At 37.4% G+C, this 24,886-nt stretch carries 21 protein-coding genes and 2 tRNA genes; 7 read left to right on the top strand and 16 right to left on the bottom strand.

Going from position 1 to position 24,886, the window contains the following annotated elements; all coding sequences use genetic code 11:
• Positions 1-368: 368 nt before the first annotated feature.
• The 4 genes from GJU39_RS14070 to GJU39_RS14055 form a co-directional block, all read right to left on the bottom strand.
• Complete coding sequence (locus GJU39_RS14070) at positions 369-3,224, bottom strand: PD-(D/E)XK nuclease family protein (protein ID WP_154281494.1); 2,856 nt, start codon at positions 3,222-3,224, stop codon at positions 369-371.
• 2 nt (positions 3,225-3,226) lie between these two features.
• On the bottom strand, positions 3,227-6,445 hold the full coding sequence (locus GJU39_RS14065; protein WP_154281493.1) for a UvrD-helicase domain-containing protein: 3,219 nt from the start codon (positions 6,443-6,445) through the stop codon (positions 3,227-3,229).
• A gap of 191 nt (positions 6,446-6,636) precedes the next feature.
• Positions 6,637-7,431, bottom strand: a complete 795-nt coding sequence (locus GJU39_RS14060; protein ID WP_154281492.1) for a tRNA threonylcarbamoyladenosine dehydratase — start codon at positions 7,429-7,431, stop codon at positions 6,637-6,639.
• Between the two features lie 79 nt (positions 7,432-7,510).
• On the bottom strand, positions 7,511-8,167 hold the full coding sequence (locus GJU39_RS14055) for a TatD family hydrolase (protein ID WP_154281491.1): 657 nt from the start codon (positions 8,165-8,167) through the stop codon (positions 7,511-7,513).
• Between the two features lie 107 nt (positions 8,168-8,274).
• Between GJU39_RS14055 and GJU39_RS14050 the strand changes: the two genes are divergently transcribed.
• A complete protein-coding gene (locus tag GJU39_RS14050; protein WP_154281489.1) occupies positions 8,275-8,802 on the top strand; it encodes a thioredoxin family protein in 528 nt (175 codons plus the stop codon).
• A gap of 56 nt (positions 8,803-8,858) precedes the next feature.
• Here GJU39_RS14050 and GJU39_RS14045 read toward each other — a convergent pair whose 3' ends face one another.
• Positions 8,859-9,062 (bottom strand): hypothetical protein, encoded by a 204-nt coding sequence (locus GJU39_RS14045; protein WP_154281487.1) that lies wholly within the window; start codon positions 9,060-9,062, stop codon positions 8,859-8,861.
• A gap of 269 nt (positions 9,063-9,331) precedes the next feature.
• On the bottom strand, positions 9,332-11,032 hold the full coding sequence (locus tag GJU39_RS14040; protein WP_379102604.1) for a glycoside hydrolase family 3 protein: 1,701 nt from the start codon (positions 11,030-11,032) through the stop codon (positions 9,332-9,334).
• Positions 11,033-11,336: 304 nt separating this feature from the next.
• Between GJU39_RS14040 and GJU39_RS14035 the strand changes: the two genes are divergently transcribed.
• Entirely contained in the window at positions 11,337-11,516 is a 180-nt protein-coding gene (locus tag GJU39_RS14035) for a hypothetical protein (protein WP_154281483.1), read from the top strand.
• Between the two features lie 65 nt (positions 11,517-11,581).
• On the opposite strand, the gene GJU39_RS14030 is transcribed toward GJU39_RS14035, so the two are convergent.
• The 8 genes from GJU39_RS14030 to GJU39_RS13995 all read right to left on the bottom strand — a co-directional run bounded on the left by GJU39_RS14030 (position 11,582) and on the right by GJU39_RS13995 (position 19,228).
• A complete protein-coding gene (locus tag GJU39_RS14030; RefSeq protein WP_154281482.1) occupies positions 11,582-12,259 on the bottom strand; it encodes a Rossmann-fold NAD(P)-binding domain-containing protein in 678 nt (225 codons plus the stop codon).
• Between the two features lie 100 nt (positions 12,260-12,359).
• Positions 12,360-14,501: a S9 family peptidase gene (locus tag GJU39_RS14025; RefSeq protein WP_245227897.1), complete on the bottom strand. Its 2,142-nt coding sequence runs from the start codon at positions 14,499-14,501 to the stop codon at positions 12,360-12,362.
• 128 nt (positions 14,502-14,629) lie between these two features.
• Positions 14,630-14,749: an SDR family oxidoreductase gene (locus tag GJU39_RS23920; RefSeq protein WP_342448212.1), complete on the bottom strand. Its 120-nt coding sequence runs from the start codon at positions 14,747-14,749 to the stop codon at positions 14,630-14,632.
• Positions 14,750-14,918: 169 nt separating this feature from the next.
• A complete protein-coding gene (locus GJU39_RS14015) occupies positions 14,919-16,376 on the bottom strand; it encodes a WG repeat-containing protein (RefSeq protein WP_167515692.1) in 1,458 nt (485 codons plus the stop codon).
• A gap of 313 nt (positions 16,377-16,689) precedes the next feature.
• Positions 16,690-16,763: transfer RNA gene (locus GJU39_RS14010), tRNA-Asp, on the bottom strand.
• Positions 16,764-16,937: 174 nt separating this feature from the next.
• Positions 16,938-17,022 (bottom strand) — tRNA-Ser (locus GJU39_RS14005).
• A gap of 205 nt (positions 17,023-17,227) precedes the next feature.
• Positions 17,228-18,658, bottom strand: coding sequence for a pyruvate kinase (gene pyk, locus GJU39_RS14000; protein ID WP_154281479.1), 1,431 nt, complete (start codon positions 18,656-18,658; stop codon positions 17,228-17,230).
• Positions 18,659-18,808: 150 nt separating this feature from the next.
• The gene (locus tag GJU39_RS13995; RefSeq protein WP_154281477.1) at positions 18,809-19,228 is read right to left on the bottom strand and encodes an IPExxxVDY family protein; all 420 of its coding nucleotides are present in this window, start codon (positions 19,226-19,228) and stop codon (positions 18,809-18,811) included.
• Positions 19,229-19,385: 157 nt separating this feature from the next.
• Here GJU39_RS13995 and GJU39_RS13990 point away from each other — a divergent pair, with 157 nt between their 5' ends.
• From GJU39_RS13990 to rnc, 3 genes are all read left to right on the top strand, one after another.
• Positions 19,386-19,622 (top strand): acyl carrier protein, encoded by a 237-nt coding sequence (locus tag GJU39_RS13990; RefSeq protein WP_008508386.1) that lies wholly within the window; start codon positions 19,386-19,388, stop codon positions 19,620-19,622.
• A 21-nt stretch (positions 19,623-19,643) separates the two neighbouring features.
• Complete coding sequence (gene fabF, locus GJU39_RS13985) at positions 19,644-20,897, top strand: beta-ketoacyl-ACP synthase II (protein ID WP_154281476.1); 1,254 nt, start codon at positions 19,644-19,646, stop codon at positions 20,895-20,897.
• Positions 20,898-20,990: 93 nt separating this feature from the next.
• Positions 20,991-21,719, top strand: a complete 729-nt coding sequence (gene rnc, locus GJU39_RS13980) for a ribonuclease III (RefSeq protein ID WP_154281474.1) — start codon at positions 20,991-20,993, stop codon at positions 21,717-21,719.
• Here rnc and GJU39_RS13975 read toward each other — a convergent pair.
• Both GJU39_RS13975 and GJU39_RS13970 read right to left on the bottom strand, forming a co-directional pair.
• Positions 21,712-22,458 (bottom strand): hypothetical protein, encoded by a 747-nt coding sequence (locus GJU39_RS13975; protein WP_154281472.1) that lies wholly within the window; start codon positions 22,456-22,458, stop codon positions 21,712-21,714. The two genes, rnc and GJU39_RS13975, sit on opposite strands and share 8 nt — an antisense overlap.
• Complete coding sequence (locus GJU39_RS13970) at positions 22,451-23,158, bottom strand: hypothetical protein (protein WP_154281470.1); 708 nt, start codon at positions 23,156-23,158, stop codon at positions 22,451-22,453. The genes GJU39_RS13975 and GJU39_RS13970 overlap by 8 nt, the downstream gene beginning before the upstream one ends.
• Positions 23,159-23,336: 178 nt before the next feature.
• Between GJU39_RS13970 and GJU39_RS13965 the strand changes: the two genes are divergently transcribed.
• Together GJU39_RS13965 and gmk are read left to right on the top strand one after the other, a co-directional pair.
• Complete coding sequence (locus tag GJU39_RS13965; protein WP_154281469.1) at positions 23,337-24,200, top strand: YicC/YloC family endoribonuclease; 864 nt, start codon at positions 23,337-23,339, stop codon at positions 24,198-24,200.
• Between the two features lie 69 nt (positions 24,201-24,269).
• On the top strand, positions 24,270-24,839 hold the full coding sequence (gmk, locus tag GJU39_RS13960; RefSeq protein WP_154281467.1) for a guanylate kinase: 570 nt from the start codon (positions 24,270-24,272) through the stop codon (positions 24,837-24,839).
• Positions 24,840-24,886: the final 47 nt, after the last annotated feature.

The following is a 24,886-nucleotide window of genomic DNA, read 5'->3' as shown; positions in this document are numbered from 1 at the left end:
GACTGCCATGAAATGGATGGTGGCTATAGCGCTGGTTTTATAGCGATTTCTGGGTTCATCGTCATTGGTTTCAACCAATGGCATATCTGGTTTAATTCTATAGCAGTGAGCTGAAGCGGACTGCCATGAAATGGATGATGGCAACAGCGTTGGTTTTATAGCGAATGTCTAGTTTCATCGCTATTGGTTTCAACCAATGGCATATATGGTTAAATGGTATATTATTTCAAAGCAGTGAGTTGAAGCGGACTGCCAAGAAATGGATGGTGGCTATAGCGCTGGTTTTATAGCGATTTGTCTAGTTTATCGCCATTGGTTTCAACCAATGGCTTTAATAAATAGATGATGCAAATGGCATTCATTTCCTCTTATTTTCCGAATAGTGTTTTATAAATCGAATATTTATAATTATCCTCTACGGCGCTAGCAACAAAGTATGGCGATTCGAACAATTCTGTCAGTTTTTTTCTTAATTCAGCTAAAAATTCCGGTTTAATCTCTTCCAAAAATTCTCCGGAGAGTGTTTGCCTTCCAGATTTGAACCAGATTCCATCCACAGCCATTGTTTTCACTACATATAGGTTTGGTTCTACACAGGTCTTGCCTGAGAATTGTTCATATGCATAAGTATAAAGTAAGGTTTGAACCAGCGCTTTATTGATATGTTTTCCGTCAGAATTAAACAATTCGGCTACATCTTTGAAAGTTAGTTTATCACTTCCGGTTTTATAATCAATAATTTTAGTTACGCCATCTTTAACGTCGACCCGATCAATGTAACCGAAAATTTTCACACTTGCATCTTTGCCATTTAATGGAAAGCTAATTTCAGCTTCAACCTTTTGCTCCAGACTGATAATATGAAAAGGTGTCTGCGATTCATCCTGATTTACAATGATATTTACATAAGCATCTACAATCGATAAAATTACCTTCTGCATGCCTTTATATTCCATCACCTTATCTGGGTGGTTAAACATTACGGCGTTAAATGCTTTTTGGATCAGCGCGGGCACCTGCTTTCTTTTCTCTTTTATCACATCAGAGGTAATTTCTGCCTTCCTTAAATCCTGATAAAAGTATTCCATCACTTTGTGCAAAATAGAACCAATTTCATTTGCCTCAACAACGGCGCTTACCTCTTTGGGCTCTTTGATCCCGGCAATATAATTGAAGAAAAAATCTATCGGGTTGGAAATGTATTGTGTTAATGCCGATGGCGAAAGTACTTTCTTTTTGTCGAGGTATTTTTGTAATGTTTCCTGAATGAAAAAATTATTCTTCTTTTCAATGCGAACTTCTTTGAAGGGTTCCGTTTTTACATCAAGGTTAAGCTCGTTATAATTGAAATTAAATCCACTTTCATATTCCAGCTGTTTAAGAATTCTACTGGCTTCACCGGTTGTCGTTTCATCTGTTAAGCTGTTGTAAACGAAATTGATTTCTTTTGCCCGTTGCATCAGTCGGTAAACCATGTAAGATGAAATGGCATCCAGATTTTCTAAAACCGGCAGCCCGTAAACGCGGCGAATAGAATCAGGAATAAAACTGTTGCCAATGGAAGATTTTGGAATAATGCCCTCATTGAAGCCCAGAATCACTACTTTATCGAAATTCAGATTTCTAGTTTCCAGTAATCCCATTAACTGAATGCCATTAAGCGGATCGCCGGATAGTGGTACGGCAATAGCTTGCAGAGATTTCTGAACCAGGTAAATCACAAACTGAATTTCTTCGTTGCCAATATGTTTGCCGAATGTATCGTGCAAACGATTTAACTCCTGGATAGTTTTAACAAACAGTTCAGCATCAATTTTTTTGAGCGTTTTAGCATTGGATAAACGCGTCAAAATAAAATCTAAAACATCAAGCAGGTAGGGCACAACCTGTTGTGGACTATCAATTTTTTTGTAGAAAACCTCAAATAATCCGCTTTGCCTAATTAGCCTATCCTGTGCAATTTCAACCTCGTTTTCTTTCAAAAGAGCCGTCAAAATTTTATCACGCATTTTCTGACTCAAGCCCGTTAGCGGATGAGTTAGAAATGCTTCAACATGTTTGTAAGAAATTTTTCCGGTATGAATAATTTCCAGTTGAGATGAAAACCATAAATCGGCCAGGCCAAAGATGCTCGATGTAGAAAGGGCAAAGCCCATGGTTACATTCAAATCAATTTCTTTGCCATGATACGCGGTGGGGATGGTTTGCAAGGCAGGCAGTAATAAACTTTCATCAGCCAAAACCACAACGGTAGAACCAATTTCGCTGCTTGCAGAATAATCATCTTCCAGAATGTTATTCAAAATCTTCGCCTGTGCAGATTGCCCCTGAACCTTAAAAACGTTTACCTGATGTTCAGCTGTTTTCATCAGACCTGGCTTATTTTCAAAAACGTTTTTCAAGCCAAGCTGATTCAGGTTTTTTCTTAAAAATAACCCAGCTTCCTGCAAAGGGTCATCTACATAATATTCATCAGCGTCGAAATAAAATAAGGCTTGATCAGCTTCCTGCAGTTGTGTAAAAATTTTTGCTTCGGCACTGGTCAGTGCATTAAAACCGACAAGAATAATCTTTCCTTTTTCAAAGTTAACCGGCAAGTCTTTCTGAGTATCAGCACCTTCAGCCAAATGGCGATAAACATATCCGTTTGTAAGGTATCCCTGCGCTTTAAGCGATGCATGAAATAGGTGGTAAAGCTTAGGCATGCGGCGCCACATTTTGATAAATAGTTCCTGCTGTTTTTTATGTTTCCCTTCCGAATAAGAAGTCCAGAATTGTGATAAGAACTGGTATTGCTCCGGACTCAAATAATCAAAATCTTTATTGATAACGGAAATATCTTCTAAATCGCGATATAACTTCCCTGCATCAACCAGATCGTTATCAATTTGAGTAAAATCGCTCAAAATAATCTTCGCCAGCGGAAAAAACTTATGACTTGAAATTGGTTCTAACTGCTCTTCGGCCAGTAATTGATTGTATATTTTATGAAGCGTAAAAAATTGAAGGTAAAAATCGGCAATCTTAAATTGCGTTGAAGTGGCAAAAAACTCCTGGATTGTATAAAACGACGGACTAAAAAAAGGTTTTTTAATAATATTTGCCAGGTATTTCTGCATATAGGCAGAAGGACGTTTGTTATTGAAAACAATAGCACAGTGTTGGAGATTGGCTCCAAACTTTTCAATTAAATCTTCGGCAACTTCTTGTAGAAAGGGTTTCATATTTAAACTAGCTTTAATTTACCACTAACAGCGTAAAACAAATAGCTTTTAACATTGCTATGTCCCATATCTAAAAGCAGATTTTTATAACTTTCTACCTGTTCAATGTGCTTATCGTTTTCCGTAAGTGTAAATTTATAATCGATGATGATTACTTCATCAGCATTAAATAAAATACGATCCGGGCGATGAAGTTTACCTTTTGCGTCAATAATGTTTTTCTCGGTGATACTGCCTGTTGCTTTACTCAATACCGCCTTTAAATCCGAATTATCCAAAACTTCCATCGCTTTTAGTTTCAAATTTTCTTGCTCATCTTCCTGCACAATTCCATCTAAAACCAATGTGGTGATATACTTATCAACTTCTTTTTCGGTACTGGCGTTAGCTAAAATATCGTGTAATAAAGAACCCTTCCTGCCCGATTTTTCAATGTTCACCAAATGCCTTAAGTGCTTTTCTTCTGAAGCAATATACAGCTCCGATAATCGTGTGGTGGTGGGGTAGTGTTTTAAATCAATAAAACTGGTTTCCTCATTTTTAGCCTCAATAGAAATATAATCTACAATTTCATACACCCCATTTTCATCAAAATCGTTATCGAATGTTAAATTGATTACATCACCCATATTGGAAAGTTTTAATTCCTTTTTAGCCATGGTGGCGATGTATAAGTAATCTTTCGAACGCGTTGTCGCCACGTAAAGCATGTTCAAAGCGTCCATATTATTATAAAGAAGTTCTTCATAATAAGCTTTTGCTATGGCCGAATCTGCGAGTGCTTCATTATATTTTAACGGGATGCCTTTAAGTTCTTTGTATACCGTTTCTTCTGATGATACCCAAAAAGTTCCGTTTGCTTTTCCTTTTATTTCCCAGTTGCAAAATGGAACAAAAACCGCCCTAAAGGCTAATCCTTTAGATTTATGAATAGTGATGATTTGAATGGCATCGGCACCTTCCGGAGATGGCAAAGACTTTTTGATTCCATCTTCTTCCCACCAGGTTAAAAAAGCAATAATCCCTTTTTCGCCGGTTTTTCCAGCTGTTGCGGTTAAATCTCTGAATGCTAATAAATATGGTAAGTGGGCCGTTAATGTTTTTAACCCATAACTCTCTATCAAGATTTCCACCAGTTCTGGTAATGGCAATTGCAACCAGCTTTGCCAGTTTTCGCAGAGGGATGGCGGCAATACTTCCGAAAGTTGGCTCAGTGGTTTGCTGGTCAGGTTGATATAGTGATTGGCATCGGGTGCTTTTTCTTGCAAAGAATGATACAGTGCGATACAATTTGCCTTGTAAAGTGCACTTTGCGCTTCTAAACCAATAAGTACTTTTAAGGTGTTGATGATTAATTGTATCGCCGAATTATTCGATATTAATAAAGCATCGCCAGATAATACAGGCAGATGATGCTCCATTAACTTGCGAACCGTAAGTAAAGCCTCACTGTTCGATCGCACTAAAATGGCGATGTCTTTTAAAGCATAATTTTGTTTGTCTTTAAGTATTTTTATCTCTTCAATAATATCATTTAAAGCGACATCTCTAAAAACAGTTTCGGTAAAACGGGCCTCATCTGGCGCATGTTCCTTGCCAAATTTTTTAATTTTTATGGTTCCGCCTTTTAACGTATTTGCCGCAAAATTTTGTGTTGATGCGCCATAAATGTCAGTAATAATGCTGGTATAATTTTCATTAGCCCACCAGGTTGAAATCGTTTCTGGTTTAGTGGCTAAATTGCTATTAAGTTCATTTTGTAAAGTGAGCGGGATGGCGCGATAAAGGAAATTATTAAACGTGATGATGTTTTCCGTGCTGCGGTAATTTTCTGCCAGACTGTCCTCTAAAACATTATCAATTCCCACTTCCCGCTTAGCATGTTTATGCAAAATGTTCCAGTCGCCATTTCGCCAGCGATAAATCGATTGTTTGGTATCGCCAACAATTAAATGATCAGTTAAATTTTCACTTGGCGTAGCCATTGCGTTAGTAAGCAGGGATTTAAAACTTCCCCACTGACTGGTTGAAGTATCCTGAAATTCATCAAAAAGAAAATTGCGGTACCTGTTGCCCACTTTTTCCCAAATGAATGATGGGTTATCGCCAGCGTCTTCTGTAATTCCAGAAATTAATTTTTGCGCATCACTGATTAAAAGGTTATCGTTTTCTGCACGGTATTCTTTTAAAAGGAGGGCAATTTCCTGCATCAGCCTTAAATAATACAGGTTTTTGTTGAAGGCAATCGCCAGGCTATAGTTTGGTAAATGAGTGAGGTAATGGTTTTTTAACTGTTGAAGAATTGGGTTCACCACTTCGAAAGCTTCGGGGAAACTGGCGTTCTTTTGAAACCATTCTTCAGGCTCATCAATGTAATTGAAGAGTGGTTCTACCTTTGAAAAATCGCCCCGGGCTACCAGGATAATTTTGGCTAAGGCACTTCTTGATTTGCCCTTGAGGTGGTCATTTTCAACTCCGATAACGTTGAGTGCTTCGTTGGCTTCTGTTGCTAGGCGGATAATTTCTTCTTCAAAATTTTTAATTTCAGCTTTAGTTACACTGATGTATTTTTTAAAAAGCTCATCAATGTTTTCTAACCCTAAAGCTGATACTGCATCTTCAAAAACCTGGAAGCGCTCGGAGAAAATTTCACCAATCAGGTTATAGAGTTCAAATTTGTAGTTCCAGCTTTTATTGTCGCTGATGCGTTCTATGGCCAGATCTATAATCCATTGCAATAATTGTTTATTGGTATCTAATGCTTCATCGAGTTTATTTACCAGATCATCTTTTACCTTATCATAATTCATTTCTAAATTATAATCGGCATTCAGGCCCAGTTCGAAAGCAAAACCACGAATTACTTTTTGCACGAAGCCATCAATGGTACTTACGGAAAAGCGACTATAATCGTGAAGGATTTTCCGGTAAATTTTATCTGCTTTGAATTGAAGTTCCTCTGGACTTAACTGCGGATAGGCAACCAGCACCAATTTCCGGTAATCATCAATTTTCTTTGATGGATTGCCTTTTGCCAGGCCAAGCAAAACCTCCAAAATTCTGGTTTTCATTTCCTCTGTAGCCTTATTAGTGAAGGTTACGGCTAAAATTTCGCGGTATTTATTATCGCCCGAGAAAAGCAGCGTAAGGTAATGCGCCGTTAAACTGAACGTTTTACCAGAACCTGCAGAGGCTTGAAGAATTTTAAGTGGTTTAGGCATGTTTTTGAAGTATTGAGTTTCGATAATTAACCACAGATGTACAGGATAAACACAGATAAAAAATAGATAAATCCATAGATGGTATATTCAATTTAGTTTAATAGCTATATTCTGTTAATGAAACCACGGATATAGAATTGATAGATAGTGCGCTATAATCGGTATTCCTCTGTGCATATTTGTGGTTAAGCTTAGCTCTTCTTAATCTTTTTCTTTGCTAGTGTTTTATGGCTAATTCTTACAGGCCTTTCGGCCATTTCTATTTTTAAACCGAGCAAATCGCGGATCACAACCGATGCGCAAGCGCCTCCAAAGGCTGCGGGCAGATAAGAAACAGTGCCGTAAGCCGAGCGTTTGAAATTACTTCCATCTGTCATAATCATCGAGTTTTTGTCCATTTCTTCAGTAGAGAAGACCGCTTTTATTTTATTGGCATTAACCAACTTATTTAATCGTTTCCGAACATAACTGGCGAAAACACATTGGTAAGTATCTGGCAACATTGCAATTCTTAATCGGGTAGGGTCCATCTTGCCGCCGGCACCCATAGAACTTACAATTGGAATGTTCTTTTCTAAAGCTGTAGACAGCAAAGTGATTTTTGGCATCACACTATCAATGCAGTCCATAATATAGTCGAATTTCGATTCTAATATTTCACGGCATTTCTCTGGCGTAAGAAAAGTATTTACTACATGAAGTTTTAATTCCGGATTGATAGACAACAAACGTTCTTGCATAATTTCAGCTTTGCTAACCCCATGATTCGTGGCCAAAGCCGGCAATTGTCTGTTCCGGTTGGTCGGATCTACCACGTCGCCATCTACAATAGTCATTTCGCCAATACCAGAGCGACAAATAAATTCAGCGGCAAAAGAACCCACACCACCTAAACCGATTACCAAAACATGTTTCGACTGCAGTTTTTCTATTCCATCATTTCCAACAAGTAAGGCCGAGCGCGAAAGCCAAGAAACATCTGACATATTGTTTTATTTTAATTCCGATATCGCAATTGGCACAGATGGTTTTCAATCTTTGCTCAGTTAAGAAATCCGGGTGAGTTTATATTAAATCTAATTTTTTCCAGTCTGCAAAAATACGCGATTTGAGTTCATCAACATTACGGTTTTTTAAATTTGCAGCGCCAAGATAAATTTTATCAACCGGCGTTTCCGAATCATCAGTTTCTAAAAAGAAATTATCCATTTGTTGAAGAAGCTTCGCCGAACCAGAATTTTCTTTCAAAATTGCCGCACCGAAAGAAATTAAAAAACCTTTGTCTAAAAGCTGACGGCCTAATTCTTCATTTTTGTTAAATCCATGAATGATCATGGGAACCGTTACCTTCAGCCTGTCTTTTACCTCAATCAGTTCTGAAAAAGCTTTAACACAGTGTAATATCAAAGGTTTTTTTAATTTTTCTGCCAGCTTAATCTGCGCTTCCAAAATGATGATCTGGTTCTCTATTTGCTCTCCTTTCAGTTTATCCAAACCACATTCGCCAATTAGCTTAACATTAGGTTGATTAGCCACAACATTTAAGTATTTCATTTGCAGTTCCAGTTGATCAAGTGTAGCATACCATGGATGAAGACCCACAGCAATAGGTTTGGTTTTTGGCATAGCCAGAAAGATATCGCTGGTAAGCGATAAACTTTGGATGCTACGAATGCCATTCTGCTGTGTAGCCTTGTGTGTATGCAGGTCTAAAAAATCCATTAACAGTCAAAGATAGGCTTTGTAAAAAGTATTTCTACTGTAAAGAAATTGTGATTAATCTATTAAAATAGTCGGCTTTAGTACTTTGCATTACTATTTAAAGAAATATGAAAAGATTATTCATTTTAATAGCTGTTGGGTTAATGTCTACAGCGGCGTTTAGCCAGACCAAAACAGATGGTGTACATATTTATAATCCTGAAGCAAATGCAATGGCCGATTTAAAAGCTGCTACGGAAAAGGCGGCAAAGGCGAACAAACATGTGTTGGTTCAGGTGGGCGGAAATTGGTGTACCTGGTGTATAGCTTTCCACCAATTAGTAGATACCACTGTGGTGTTGAAGCAAGCCATAAATGAAAATTATGAATACGTTCTGGTAAATTGGGATAAAGATCATCATAACGATGAAGCAATGAAATATTTAGGTTTTCCAAACCGGTTTGGTTATCCTGTTTTTGTGGTATTGGATGGAAAAGGGAAAGTGCTTCATATTGAAAACTCTTCTTACCTGGAAACAGATGAACCGGGCGCAAACGGTAAAAAGAAAGTTGGCCACGACGTAAAAAAGATTAGCTCATTTTTAAAAGGCTGGACAGTCGCCGCCGTTAATCCCGAAACCTATAAAAGCAAATAATAATTCGCTAAGAATAAGAGAGCCGCAATTCATTTTAATGACTGCGGCTCTCTTGTTTAGTCTTGTGAGTCTTCGTCTTTCAGATCATCTACATTCAATTCGTAAGATGGTCTTGATGCTTCATCAGCTTGTTCTAATTTGTCTTTATCATATTCGATACTGGTATCATCACCAGCAATCTCATTGATGTTATCTACATCATCTTCTCTGCGTAATGCGTCGTTCGGATCTTCCGAGTAATTATCATTTGGGTCTATCATAGTCTTAATGTTTTATAATTAGATAATGACTTTTAGGAAGAAATTGTTTTGGGAAAAGGGAAATAGCGGGATAGGAAATGGGGAATAGACAAGAGGGAAAAGGAGAATAGGGGAATAGACAAATGGAAAATAGAGACAGATAGAAAATCCATTGCGAAGCCTCGTACGCTAAACAATTAACGGTAAACGAAATACGATCGACGACTAACAACCTAAAGCGATCGACAATCAACGAAAAACGACACACGGGAAACGGAAAAACAAAACCCCTACAATCCGTCCCCGAATTTATAATTAGGCAATATGCTTACCGGTAATTTTCCAGTAGGAACTAAACGGTTATTAATCACTGCTGCGGCAGAAATTTGCATGTAATCTTCTTTTTGATAAGCAACTACCAGGCCTTTGCATTTTTCTAAACCTGGTAAACCAGCAAGGTTATATGGATTGGCAAATAATGCAAACACCGCGTTTTTGCCAGATAGTTCTTTAATAAAGTTTTTTACACCGGCATTTAGTGGAATGTTATTTCCTGGTCTGGCACGAGCATCATGAATACCTACAATTACCTGATCAAAAGCGCCAATTTCGCGGGCAACGTTAGAAATTTGTGTTGCACTGGCATCTTTATCCAAAACATAATAAACAGAATTGTAAAATCCTTTAGATACCTCTTTTTGGAATTTCGTAACAGATGGAACGCCGATACTAATAATGGCAGTTCTTCTGATTGGAATCATATTTTTAATATAATCCTTGCCTTTAATCAACGTAACAGATGCATTGGCAAGTTCTTGTACCAAGGCATTACTTGCATTGCGGTTTACACCGGCAATAAGGCCCTTAGTTACCACGGTATCCCGTTTGGCTAAGCCTGCCCAATACTTTGCTATTAATATCTTCCGTACGCTTTCGTTGATGGTTTTGATGTCAATTCTACCCTGACGAACCGCCTTACGAACCAGTTTAATTGCCCGGTCGCTATTTTCAGAAAGTTCAAGGATATCGTTTCCGGCAATGATGCCCAGTAAATCGGCTTCGCCATTTTTAAAGTATTTTACTACCCCTTTCATATCCATCGCGTCAGAAATAATAAGACCTTTAAAACCCAGCTTTTGCTTCAAAATGCCAGTTACTATTGGCCTTGATAATGTAGATGGTAGGTTTTTCGTCGTATCTAATGATGGAATATTCATGTGCGCAATCATAATTCCTGATGCGCCTTGTTTAATTAGCTCTTTAAAAGGATACATTTCCAGTGTATCTAAACGGGTGGGTCCGAAGGTAAGCTGAGGAAGATCGTAATGCGAATCTACATCGGTATCTCCATGCCCGGGAAAATGTTTAAGCGTGGTGAGCAAACCGGCATCTTGCATGCCTTTCATATAAGCACCGGTTTTAGTAGCTACATTATATTTATTCTCGCCGAAAGACCGATAATTTATTACCGGGTTTTTAGGGTTATTGTTAATGTCAGCATCTGGAGCAAGGTTCATTTGCATACCCATACGCTTAAAATCTTTCGCAACTTCCTGGCCCATTCTATAAATCAGATCTTTATTTTGGATAGCACCTAATGTCATCTGGTATGGGAAAGAGATGGTGCTGTCTAGCCGCATTCCCAAGCCCCATTCACCATCGTTCGCTATAATTAACGGTACATGACTTACCTTTTGGTAGGCATTGGTTGCAAGTGCCTGCCTCACCGGGCCACCCTGAAAAAATATAACGCCTCCTAATTGTTCCCTTTTAATTACCTGGCCAACAGAATCGGTATATTTTTGTCCCAGATTAGTATGGGCGCGTACGAAAAACATTTGTGCAATGCGCTCCCGACGATTTAATTTGTTAAAAACAGAATCTACCCACTTAGGTTGATTGGCTAACATTTCTAAATAGGATTGTTTTTGTGCAATTGCAGAAAAGTTGATTGCACACAGAATAGCAAAGGAAAATAAGATTTTTTTCACGGATGTGTTTTGTTGAACTGCTAAATTAATAATCAAAAGCCGAATTAAACAAAAACCAATCCAAGTAATCGATTTAATACAAAAAAACGTTTTTTTGCTTCAATGTAAGATCTCCGTCTTACTAAACCAGATACAGCACCGTATCTTACGAATAGGCCTTGAACTAAATTCAGGGTGACGGCTTGTGATAAAAGGAAAAAAATGTGGGGCTCATCATCAATCGAAAAAAATAAAAACCTATTGATTGATTATCGGTTTATATAATAGCGCTCAGCTAATTATTATTTCACTAAATATTAATATTATGAAAAATACGGGCACACCAAAAAACAACCCTACTGTTCAGGGAAGTTCAATTGCAGACAGGGCAAATCACGACATTAAAACAGATAAGAAAATTCAAGGGATCACCAATGGTGGTGGCCAGCGTTCTGATCAAACATCGAACAAAGATAATCAGCGTAAAGTAGACAATAAAAAGTAAGACTTGTCGCAATTTAGTTAATAAAAGGATGATGGCCCTATTGGCGCCATCATCCTTTTATTTGTTTAAGATGGTTCTTTAGCCAGCTTAATAATATCACTTCCTTCCAATATTCTTTTCTCATTATTGTGGCTGAGTGCATTGATCATGGCATCGCCAAGTTCCTGCATGGTGCAAAACCCATTTTTAGAAATTGCTCTTCCGAGGGGGAATAACCAATTAATAAATTGATAAAACTTATGTGCATATTTCTGCTCTTTAATGGGCTTAATAAAACCCGGGCGGAGATTAAAAACCTGCTCAAATGGAAGTTGCATCAATTCATTTTCAGTGTTGCCTTTAACTTTTTGCCAGCTTAATTTGCCGTTTCGGTTGGTGCCACTCCCAGAAACATAACAGAAAGTCATGCCTTTATTTAACCTGCTCAAGGTTTCGGCAACATGCATCGTTAAGGTATAAGTCATCTTAAAATAGGTATCTTTATCTATGCCCACAGATGAAATTCCTAAACAGAAGAAACAAGCATTATAACCGGAAAGCTGGTCTTTGATAGGTGAGAAGTTGAAAAAATCCTGATGAATAATTTCCTTTAACTTTGAATGTACATAACCACAAGGTTTGCGGTTGATCACTAAAACACCATCAATTTCAGGGCTGTTTAAACAACGAATTAAAACGCCTTCGCCCACCATTCCGGTTGTACCTGTAATGATTACATGATTTGCACTTCTTGTTTTTCCCATATTAATTAGCTTTGATCTTTATCAAATAAACTCATAAGCCTGCAATTGGTTTCAGGTTACTACAATAAAGGCCCCGATTGTATCGAAGCCTTTATTACTACTACCTCATTTCGGTGCCTTGCATTTTATAATCTTTTGGTGGTTCTGCGCCTAAAAGATGCTGAACAAAATAATCCCAGCGGCGCCTCATCATATATGGCGAATATGGACCATAACCATGTGCACTGTTGGGGAAAATTACCAAATCAAATGATTTATTTGCTTTTTCCAAAGCCTCTGCCACCAATAGCGTATTGTAAGGCGGCACGTTATCATCCATCATTCCATGAACGAGCATTAACTTTCCTTTTAAATTTTTAGCATAGTTCTGATTGGCCTGTGCTTCATAATCAACATTTTCTGCTAAACCATTATAACGTTCGCCCCAATCATCCTCATAGTTTCTATTATCATGGTTACCAGATTCGGAAATTCCTACTTTAAAGAAATCCGGATAACGGAACATGGCCGTTGCCGTAGCAAAACCACCACCAGAATGGCCCCAAATACCAACTTTTGCAGTATCAATCGGATATTTTGCAGCCAGTTGTTTAATGGCTGCAATTTGATCTTCGAGGGTATTGGTAGACATGTTGCCATAACTCATATCATGAAAACTCTTTGAACGTTCCGGGTTGCTCGTTCCTTCAATCAACACCACTATAAAACCTAATTCGGCCAGTGCCTGATGATCTCCGCGGGATGCGGCAAATGACCAGCTACCCACACTTCCGCCTTGCGGACCTGGATAAATATAATCGATTACAGGATATTTTTTGCCAGCATCCATTTTAGCCGGCGTGAAAACTAATCCATAAATATCAGTTTTATTGTCGCCAGCTTTAACTGATACAGGTGTTGGTGCTTTCCAGCCGGTTGCGGTTAATCTGGATACATCGGTTTTTTCGAGTTCTGTGATCAGGTTACCATTAAAATCTTTTAGCGCAGTAGCCGTTGGTACATCCGGTTGAGAATTATTATCAATAAAATACTTCTCCGATGGAGAAAAAGCTACGGCATGGTTGCCCGGTTCTGGTGTTAAATCGATTAAGTTTTTACCATCAAAACCAATTTTGTAGCAATGGCTGAAATAAGGATTTATTTTATCGCTGCCATTAGCGATGAAATAAATAGTGCGGCTTTTCTCCTCTACCTTAAGCACACGGGTAACTACCCAATCTCCTTTGGTAATCTGATTTTTTACTTTACCGGTTGTGGCATCATATAAATAAAGGTGTCCCCAGTTATCACGTTCAGAGTACCAGATAATTTCTTTTGATGCTGGTAAATAACTCCAGTTGATATTACCCTGTCCGGATTCGTATTGTGTTTTAACAGTTTCTTCAAATACTTCTCTAACTGCTCCGGTTGTTGCATTAGCAATGCGGAATTTTTCGTTTTTATGATCGCGTGATGTGGAAACGAAAGCCAGTTCGGTACCATCTGCTTTCCAGTCTATATCATCAAATGTTCCGCTGCTGGAAATGTCATCACTTAAGGTTGCACGGTGTGGATCTGCCGGAATGTTTAAAGAAATAATCTTTGGGTTTTCAACATCAATGATCACCCTTCTAATGGTTGCAATTTGCTTATCACCGGGTAAAGGATATTTCCATGCTTTTAATTTTGGGGCGCCAACATTGGTGGTTACCAGATACATGTCTTTAGAATTTCGCTGATCTTGTTGAAAGGTGGCAATTTTTTTCGAATCCGGCGACCAGCGTAAAATTGGTCCGTCACTATGTTTCCAGCCAGCATTATCGGTGGCATAACCATAATCTTTAATGCCATCTGTGGTAAGCTGAGTAAGTTTTCCGCTGGCTACATCTTTAACATAAAGGTTATAATCTTTTATTAAAATTGCTTTTTTGCCATCGGGCGATGATACTTCATTCCCACCACCTCGTCTTCTTCCAAATGTGGGAAGGTTTGCGTTGTTATATGCTGTTGTTAAGGTTTTAGTTTTTTTAACTGGATCTACCAGATAGGTTTCAGTTCCTTTTTCCGTTTTCTTAGTATACCAAAACTGATCATTCTCCAGCCAGTTTGGCGGAGAAATGACATTATCGATAAATTTTGCAGTGTTATAGCCCATAAAACTTTCCGCTCGCTGATAGTCTTGAGTGGTAAGTTTTTTTTGCTGAGCGTTGGATGCAACTGCTATGGCACAAGCGGTTACGGTAAGCCAATATTTGTTCATCATCTTAGTTAGTCTCTGATGATAAAATTAGCACTGTTTTGTTAATTGCTGAGTATTAATGCTGATACAAAATTTCACTAAAAAACAAAAGTCCTGAGGCTAATTCAAGGCTTTTTCAGCAATCTGTAAATTTACATTGCGGTATAACCTCCATCGGCAATTATGGAACTTCCAGTGGTAAAGGATGATTTATCTGAACTTAAAAAGGCCACTAAATCTGCTACTTCCTGCGGTGTGCCGAGCCTGTTGATCGGGCTTTTTGCTGCGATGGCATCTATAGATTGCTGATCCGGGTTTTCTTGGCCTTTATTTTAGGGGATACTTAGAAAGTTTTATAGTACTGTCGTCAAAACCTGCGAAATTCTTCAGCCAGGCTTTTGAAATTTCGTAAGTTGATAAATCATAATTTTAGACAGTTTCTTAGAGATTTCTCTCTCTATATTCTTTTCCGTTAAGTGGATTGACATAAAAGTAATCCCATTTCTCGCCATTAAAAGTACCTACCTTAGCATTTGCGTTTAAACTATTGTATTGCGGCTCAACGGTAATCTTACTGCTGATGATATTGATTAATCCATATTTTTTCTTTTTAAAATCGGTTTCGCTTCCAAGTTCAAAACGCCACAAGTTGGGGTAGGAGTTGAGTGTTTCGAGGCTGGTGTATTCCATGGGTAAAACCCACTTCCGAGTGGTAATATCAAAAATACCTGATAGGGAAGTGGAATCAGTTTTATGAGTTGCAGTGATCTTAAACCATGACTTATTTATCTGGGTTTGTTCAATCCATTTTACATTGCAGTTTTTGGGTAGCGCATCCTCAATTCCCATTCCATTTGCATCGGGATACAATACCCTGCCACTGTTAGACAGGATCACAAAATCTTTCGTTTTCCTTCTGTCACTTTCCCATGTACCATTTTGGTTGAGGATATAAAATCTCATTTCATTATTGATGAAACTTCTGACAATAAAATAAGCTGTGTTAGGTACTGAATAAATTATTTGTGCATGGCTGAGGATGCTTTCTGCTTCAGTTTCCTGATTAAAGTATTTGTCAATTTTTTTTGGAAAGATCTTGCTTAGATCAGGATACGCAAAAATATGCTGCTGCTGATCTTCCATGAAATTGAGTGTTACTTTGGTGCCTGCGTTTATGGTTTCTGTTTTCAATTTCTTTTTCTTTCCATTGACTTCGACGATAATTTGAGCAGGTACTTTAAAACTGGTATTGTCAATTGGTTTAAGATTTTTATTCAAAATTTGATAATCATCAACTTTTCTTCGCAACAAGGTACTGTCAGTCAGAATAGCGGTTATTCCTGAGTTGATTTGCTTTATTTGCCCATTATTGTTGCTATACAACTGATTATTAATAAGTATTTTATCCTGAAACCTGTGAATGTCAGAAGCTTGAAAAGGATATTCATTCAGTTTGTGGTCTGAATCGATTATAGTTTGGTTGGTATTTAGGAGAATGACCTTCCAGTTCATTTTAAGCACTTTAGTGTCAACTATCCTTTTGTCATTTGTACCGCCCATCACTGAAAACCCAGGAAAAAAGTTCCATTTATTAAATTTCCACCACGCATTAAAACTTTTACAGGTGATGGCAATGGTTTCATTCCCCCAGGCTACAAGGTCTAATTTATCGTATTCGAAGTCTAATTTTATTGCTCCGGTATGGTCTATTACGCCTTTTTTATTCTTTTTCTCTACAATAGCAAATTGGTTAGTAAAAAAGTTGGCATCTTCAAATTGCGGATCGATTTTTAGTTTGCCATTCGGGTTGCTATAGCCAAAGAGGCCCGATTTGCTTTTCCATGGATAATAGGTTTCTTGGGGCAGGTCCTGTCCTGCTGCTGTTGATATATTGATCATTAAAAATAGGAATAGGCTAATTATCAAACGATGGATGTGCATGTAAAAAAATGTTAATGAAGATTGGGATCACAACTAATATGCCATGATTAATTAATAACGAGTAACAAGGGTTACGATTTTTTAGGCGAGTAAGCAAATATTGATTAACCAGCTAACAGCTCATATCAGCTCACCAACCGAAAAATTAATATCTATAAATTCAATTGTATTAATATATTGAAGAGATCAAACTTTTATAAGTATGCACATTGCAAATTAAGCAATTGAAAAACAAAAAATCCTCAACTTTTTCAAGTTAAGGATTTAGTTGCGGAATGGACGGGACTCGAACCCGCGACCTCCTGCGTGACAGGCAGGCATTCTAACCAGCTGAACTACCACTCCGTGTGTGCTGTTAATTTAGAATTTATTCTCTTTCGAGGATGCAAACATAGAAACTAAATCTCGTTTATTTGCATAACAAATCATTTTTTTAACGATATTTTCATAACTCCCTGATAGCTATTGCAAATATTTTATTAAGAATAAATTGTCAACTAAAAAACCGGCTGTTCAATGCGGAGAGGGCGGGATTCGAACCCGCGGTACCTTGCAGTACACACGCTTTCCAAGCGTGCTCGATCGACCACTCTGACACCTCTCCGTTTAGTGGAGTGCAAAAATATAGTTTTTATTGAGATTTACATTAATATTTAAAGAATCAAAATCACTTTATTTCAGCCTGATTAAAACACATGTGCTCAAAACTACATTGTGTATTGTATTCTCTAATTATAATAAGCTTGAAAAATGAAAGCCAAAAAAAACGCCCTGCAAAAGCAAGGCGTTTAATAGGAGTGTTGTTGTGATTACTCAACTACAGTAATTTTCAACATATTGGTTTTACCCTTAGCTTCCATCGGGATGGCCGCTGTGTTAATCAGGATATCACCTTGTTTAACTAATTTTTTGCTTTTTAAGATATCATTAACTTCAATGATGGTATTGTCAGTACTTTCCCAGTTATCATAGTAGAAACCTCTAACACCCCAAAGTAAGCTAACCGCGTTTAATAAAGCCCTGTTGCTGGTGAAAATGAATGTTAGGGCTTCTGGCCTGTGGCTTGAAATTTCAAAAGCAGTATAGCCGCTTAAAGTCATGGAAACAATACCAACAGCATTTGTTTGTTTAGCTAAGAAACAAGCAGAATCGCAAATCGCATCACTTAAGAAAGACGGAGATTTTGGTTTTAAAAACTTATCCGGATTGAAAGGGTAATTGTTTTGTTCGATGTTTTGGATAATTTTCTGCATCGTTTCGATTACGATTAAAGGAAATTCTCCAACTGAAGTTTCACCACTTAACATTACCGCATCAGCACCATCCAAAACTGAGTTAGCCACATCATTTACTTCCGCACGGGTAGGGCGGGGAGTAGTAATCATGCTTTCTAACATCTGGGTAGCCACAATTACAGGTTTCGAAGCTGCTCTACATTTAGCAACGATCATTTTCTGTAACAATGGAACTTCTTCCATAGGACACTCAACACCCAAATCGCCACGGGCAACCATAATACCATCAGATACTGCAATAATCTCATCGATATTTGCAATCGCTTCTGGTTTCTCTATTTTAGCAATTACACGGGCTGTTTTACCACGCTCGGCAATGATTTTTTTAAGCTCAATAATATCTTCAGCCTTCCGAACGAAAGATAAACCAATCCATTCTACGTCATTTTCAAGAACAAATTCTAAGTTCTCTCTGTCTTCCGGAGTTAAAGATGGAATGGAAACTTTAGTGTTTGGAAGATTGACACCTTTTCTGGAAGTTAAGATACCACCGTGAACAATTTCGCAAACCACTTCATCTTTCAGGTTGGTAGAAATAACTTTCATTTGAAGCTTTCCATCATCCAAAAGGATAATCTCTCCGGCCTGAACATCCTGAGGGAAACTTTGGTAAGTGATATAAATTCTTTCTTCGTTACCGATACACTCGTTGGTTGTAATAACGGTTGTTTTACCGTTAATCAGGTTAATACCACCTTCTTTAACTAAACCAATACGAATTTTCGGGCCTTGTAAATCGGCAAGGATACCAACATTATAGTCGTATTTTTTGTTTAGATCTTTAATAGTATTTAAAACCGCCTGATGATCTGCTTGCGATCCGTGTGAGAAGTTTAGACGGCAAACATCTAAACCAGCGTTAAACATACTATATAATACATCTGGTTTTGCTGATGCAGGCCCAAGCGTGGCAACAATTTTAGTTCTCGAATGAAAAGGTTTCATTTAATTAATTGATTTTAACAATGCAGTTAATTGTAGCGCTAATTATTATTAAAAATAATTAAACTGCATTAAGTTTTATATATTTTGTTCTTTGTTTCGTCGTTTATAACCATCAAATATAGTGTATTTAATACACCAAGTATATAATTTTTATATTACCAAATTCTCCTTGCTCTTAAGTTTGGTTGGGTCTATCTTTGCAGCTACCTGAATATCAGGCAGTTTATTCAGTCCGTTTATTAAATAATTCAAATCTTCCTGATCAATAAATTCTTTTATAATGATAAAAAAATCGACATTTCCCATCTCCGGAACGAGCAGTCCGTCGCTGCTTCTATTGCTAATTAAATAGTATTCTATCTCGCCTTGTTCAACAAAAAAGTAATATTTAGAGAAAGACCAGGCTGGTTCATCAATGTTGAAAAATATTTCATGGTCCTCAATTTTTTCAAACTGAGTATTCAAACGCGTATTAATTTTGTGGCATAGTACATAGTCTTTGAGGGGTGCTGTAATCGCAATGAGTATAAAATCAAGGTCTAACGTTAATTTCAGGTAAGTTCTGTTCAAATCGAAATAAATTATTTACAGAACGAAATTAAAAAACTAATTCTATATTCGCTTGTTATTTCAGAGCCAAATTATGGTAGTGAAATAAAAACATTTGAAAATTGTAAGAATTTATTTTTCTTTGCACAGAATTATTTAACCATTAAATTATAAAATTATGTCTGATATTGCTTCAAGAGTTAAGGCTATTATCGTAGAAAAACTAGGTGTTGACGAAAGCGAAGTTACGCCAGAGGCTTCATTCACCAACGATTTGGGTGCAGATTCTTTAGATACCGTAGAATTGATTATGGAATTTGAAAAAGAATTTAATGTAGCTATTCCTGATGATCAGGCTGAAACCATCGGTACAGTGGGTCAAGCAATCGCTTATTTGGAAAAAAACGTTAAATAGAATTACGCTTTTTCAGTATAAATGGAATTAAAAAGAGTAGTAGTAACAGGGTTGGGTGCGCTCACTCCTATAGGCAATAATGTTCCCGAGTTTTGGGAAGGATTGACTAACGGGGTGAGTGGCGCTGCTCCTATTAAAGGTTTTGATACTGAAAAGTTTAAGACTAAATTCGCATGTGAGGTAAAAAACTTTAATCCGGAAGATTTTCTGGAGAAAAAGGAAGCCCGCAAGCTTGATCCGTTTGTACAATATGCTTTAGTAGCTACAGATGAGGCAGTGAAGGATGGTGGTTTTGATTTCGAAAAATTAGATACCAACCGAATCGGCGTAATCTGGGGTGCTGGCATAGGTGGATTGAAAACCTTCCTTGATGAAATTTCAAATTTTGCCAAGGGAGATGGTACGCCAAGATACAATCCATTTTTTATCCCTAAAATGATTATTGATATTGCTCCAGGGCATATCTCAATCAAGTATGGCTTACGTGGGCCAAATTTTGCAACTGTTTCTGCATGTGCTTCTTCCACAAACGCTATGATTGATGCATTTAACTATATCCGTTTGGGTATGGCTGATGTGATTATTAGTGGTGGTTCTGAGGCCATTATCAACGAAGCAGGAATGGGTGGCTTTAATGCCATGCATGCATTATCTACACGTAATGATGATCCGGCAACGGCTTCCCGTCCGTTCGATAAAGACCGTGATGGCTTTGTAGCAGGGGAAGGTGCAGGTACCATTATTCTGGAAGAACTTGAACATGCCAAAGCAAGAGGCGCAAAAATTTATGCTGAACTTGTAGGTGGTGGAATGAGTGCAGATGCTAATCACATCACTGCGCCACATCCTGAAGGTTTAGGTGCCAGAATGGTTATGACCAATGCACTTAAAGATGCAGGCATGACTACTGCTGATATAGATTACATCAATGTTCATGGTACTTCTACACCACTTGGTGATATTAGTGAAACTAAAGCCATTGGTGCATTATTTGGTGATGATGCTTATCGGTTAAACATTAGTTCTACCAAATCAATGACAGGCCACCTTTTAGGTGCTGCCGGTGCTGTAGAAGCGATTGCTGCAATTCTTGCTGTAAAGAATGACATTGTTCCTCCTACAATTAATCACTTTACAGATGATCCTGCTTTTGATCCGAAATTAAATTTTACTTTTAATAAAGCGCAAAAACGTGAAGTTAGAGCGGCTTTAAGTAATACTTTTGGATTCGGTGGCCACAATGCTTCCTTAATTTTCAAAAAATACGAAGATTAATTAAACAGCGTCGCTATATAATTTTGTATGCTAGTTAAAAATAGATAACTTAGTTCAATATGCTCATTTGCCGTTAATTGTGTTATTTGTTTAATGCCGATATTTAAATTATATAAACTTTATCTTTCGCCTGAAAAGGAGTTTGTTAAAAAGCTGAGAAATATTTTAGGCTTTGTGCCAGGCAATGTAACGCTTTATAAAATGGCGTTCAGGCATCGTTCTGTCGCAAAAGTTTTAAAAAACGGAAGCAGAAGCAGCAATGAACGTTTGGAATTTCTTGGTGACGCAGTTTTAGGTTCAGTAATTGCAGAATTACTTTTTAAGCACTATCCTTACAAAGAAGAAGGTTTTCTAACCGAAATGCGTTCCAAAATTGTAAACCGTGCCAATTTGAACCAGCTTGCTAAAAAGATTGGATTTGATAAGCTTATTCAATTTGATCAAAGATCTGTAAGCATTCAAACCAAACACAACTCCATGTTGGGCGATGCTTTCGAAGCTATTATTGGTGCTATTTACATGGATAAGGGCTACAACTTTACAAAGGAGTTTTTGCTACGTAGAATTGTTAAACCCCACATTGATATCCATACGCTAGAACTTACTGAAACTAATTTCAAAAGTAAATTAATTGAGTGGTGCCAGCGCCATGGTAAAGACGTTATGTTCGAACTCGTTCAGAATGGCGAAGGCGAAAGTGCGAAACTTTTTACCATCAGCGCTTTGGTCGAAGGAGAAAAATTTGGTACCGGTAGAGATTACAATAAGAAAAACGCTGAGAAGTTGGCTGCCGAGAAGGCCTGCGAAGCGTTATCTATTTAATGGGATTTAAATCATTCGCTTTTACGGGCGTTTCTTCAAATTTCTTTGCAGATTCTTTAATGTATTTGATGTAATCATAAACATTCCAGTGTTGCGCCTTTTCATAATCCGGACGGTAGTTTAGCATAAAAGTTTCCAGATCTTTTCCCCTTAAATCAGTATTGTTCTGGATAATAGTTCCATTAAAGTATTGATCAATTTGTGTTTGCTTCAATTCATTATCCGCATAACGGTTAAATCTGCGGGCATTCTTTGGATCTTTACCAATCAGGTTATAAAGTCCATTTAACGGGTGAAAAACAGAAGATAAAACTGAAGATTTACCACCATTGTAAACCCCTTTATTTCCAAATTCTCGTTTAAGGTCTTCTAAATCCTGCTTTTTGGTACTACCTACAATAGTGACTTCCTCAAGCATTGTGCTGTTTCTAACCAAATAAATTAAAATATCCTGAGGTCCTTTCACTACAACCTGCTGATCGTTCAGGTTTCTTTTGGTAATTAAGAGCGTGTCGCCTACACTAGCTCTTATTTGAAAAAAGCCCAGATCATTGCTGCCAACACCAAGTTGTGTACGCTGGTTAGTAATTTCAGCAAGTGCCACCCGTAAATTAGTTCCTTTTTCAAAAACTACTCCCTTTATAATTAGCTCTTGCCCTTTCACCATATTGCTGGCAAACAGGAATAACAGGAGCGATAATATTAATTTCAGTGGTCTTATTGTGTTTATATTATTCACGTTTTAAGGTATCGAGGTAAAAATTAGCTGATCTTTTTATATAGCCAGCTGCATCGTAGGTATTCCAGTTTTTTATTTGTTCATGTTTAGGCCTGAAGTCTAGCATAAATTTCTCTAACGTTTTTCCGGTTAGGTTGGTATGTGCTTTAACCAGACTTAAATTAAAGTATCTGTCTACTTCTAGTTCTTTTTCTTCTTTATCCAGGTGCCGGTCAAACCGCTTTGCATTTTTTCTATCAGATCCAAAAAGCTCCAATATCGCAGCAATCGGAGAACGGAGATAATAAAGTGGATTTCTCTTCTTGCCGTAAAAGTAAGTTTTCTTACGGTGTTCTTGTCTAACAGCAAATAAGTTTTCTTGTTTGTTTTCAGCTTTAATTGTTACTTCTTCTAAAATCATGTCAGCTCTGATCAGGTTGATCAACAGATCTTTTTCACTGGAAACGACAGCAAACTGATCTTGAAAATGGCGTTTAAAGAACCATAACGTATCGCCAATTTTAGCCTTTATCTGGAAAAAACCCATATCATTGCTGCCAACTGAAACGTGGTTATTCGTATCTGTTATTAAGGCTAATGCGATGCGGGTAGCTGTTCCTTTTTCCAAAATAACACCTTTAGCGGCAATTTGCTGTGCATTGCTTTTCTCTGGCATAAACACAAAATATAAGATAAATAAGGGCGTTAATAGTGCTTTCATCTCGGTAAGCCGTTTTGCGTAAAAATAACGATTGTTCATGGCTCTGGTTGTTAAATAACGTTAAGGTGAATATTGCGCGTTTTTATATGGTTGATATTTTTATTTTATCAGCGCTAAACCTAAAAGGCCATCTGCAAACTCTAAACTAATTTTTCTATCTTTGCGCATGATAAAATCCATGACAGGATACGGCTTAGCAACAGCCGATTATGCAAATGCAAAGTATAGTGTCGAAATCAAATCGCTCAACAGCAAATTCCTTGAGCTAAACTTAAAATATCCAAAAGCTTTTTCTGACAAAGAATTGATTTTGCGCAATGTATGCAGCAAAGACATTGAACGCGGAAAGGTAAGTTTAAGCATTAATGTAGAACGTGCTGGTGGCGAAGTTACCGGTGCAACTATTAATACCGCTTTGCTTAGCCATTATTATAACCAACTCATTGCAGTTAATGATCAGCTCAATGCCGGAAGCAGCAACTTACTGCAAACCGCTTTAACTTTCCCTGATGTAATTAGTTATAAAGAAGAAAGTGTAAGTGAGGATGAATGGAATAATTTATATCAACTATTCACTTCGGCTTTAACCAATTTCAATAAATTCAGAGCTGATGAAGGTGCTGTTTTGAAAGCAGATCTTGAACTCAGAATTACCAATATTTTAGGTTATTTTAAATCAGTTGAAGAATTAGAACCTAGAAGGATTACCGCTATCAGAGATAAATTCTCGCAGTTTTTAGATGATGCTGTAGGTAAGGTAAACATCGATCAAAACCGGTTTGAACAGGAACTGATTTATTATATCGATAAAATCGACATCACAGAGGAAAAAACCAGATTGAAAAGTCACTGTGATTATTTCCTTCAAACCCTGGCCAGCAAAGAAGCTAATGGTAAAAAATTAGGTTTTATTTCTCAGGAAATTGGTAGGGAGATTAATACCATGGGTGCTAAGGCAAACGATGCGCAAATGCAGCAGTTTGTAGTGGGCATGAAAGAAGAATTAGAAAAAATTAAAGAACAATTACTTAACGTATTATAGAAAGCTTAAAGCTTAAAGCTCAAAGACTAAAGCTTTGAGCTTTCTGTTTTGGTCTTTAGTCTTAAAAAAATGAAACAAGGTAAATTAATCATATTTTCAGCACCATCCGGAGCAGGTAAAACAACAATTGTACATCATCTGTTGAAGAAATTTCCGCAATTGAGTTTTTCAATTTCGGCTACAACAAGGGAATCAAGGGGTGATGAAGTTCATGAAAATGATTATTATTTCATTACCAAAGAAGAATTCTTACATAAAGTTGCGCATCAGGAATTCGTAGAATTTGAAGAGGTTTATAACGGTACCTTCTACGGAACCCTACGCTCGGAAATAGAAAGAATCTGGGAAAACGATCAACATGTAATCTTTGATATTGATGTAGAGGGTGGGATTCGCCTGAAAAGAAAATATGAAGAAGACGCCTTGGCTATTTTCGTTCAGCCACCATCTTTAGAAGTGCTAAAAGAACGTTTAAGCGGTAGAGGAACAGATAGCCTGGAGAAACTTCAGGAACGTTTTATTAAAGCGGAGAAAGAGTTGCTTTATGCTGATAAATTTGATGTTATCTTGAAAAACTTTGATTTGGAAACTGCCTGTGCCGAAGCGGAAAGACTCGTTGAAGAGTTTTTAAATAGTTAGCAATTTACAGTTTGGGAAATATTAAACCATAAGCTAGTCAGTTTTCA

The sequence above is a fragment of the Pedobacter petrophilus genome (assembly GCF_009674725.1).
GTDB lineage: Bacteria > Bacteroidota > Bacteroidia > Sphingobacteriales > Sphingobacteriaceae > Pedobacter > Pedobacter petrophilus.
This window is presented reverse-complemented; position numbering and strand designations above follow the sequence as displayed.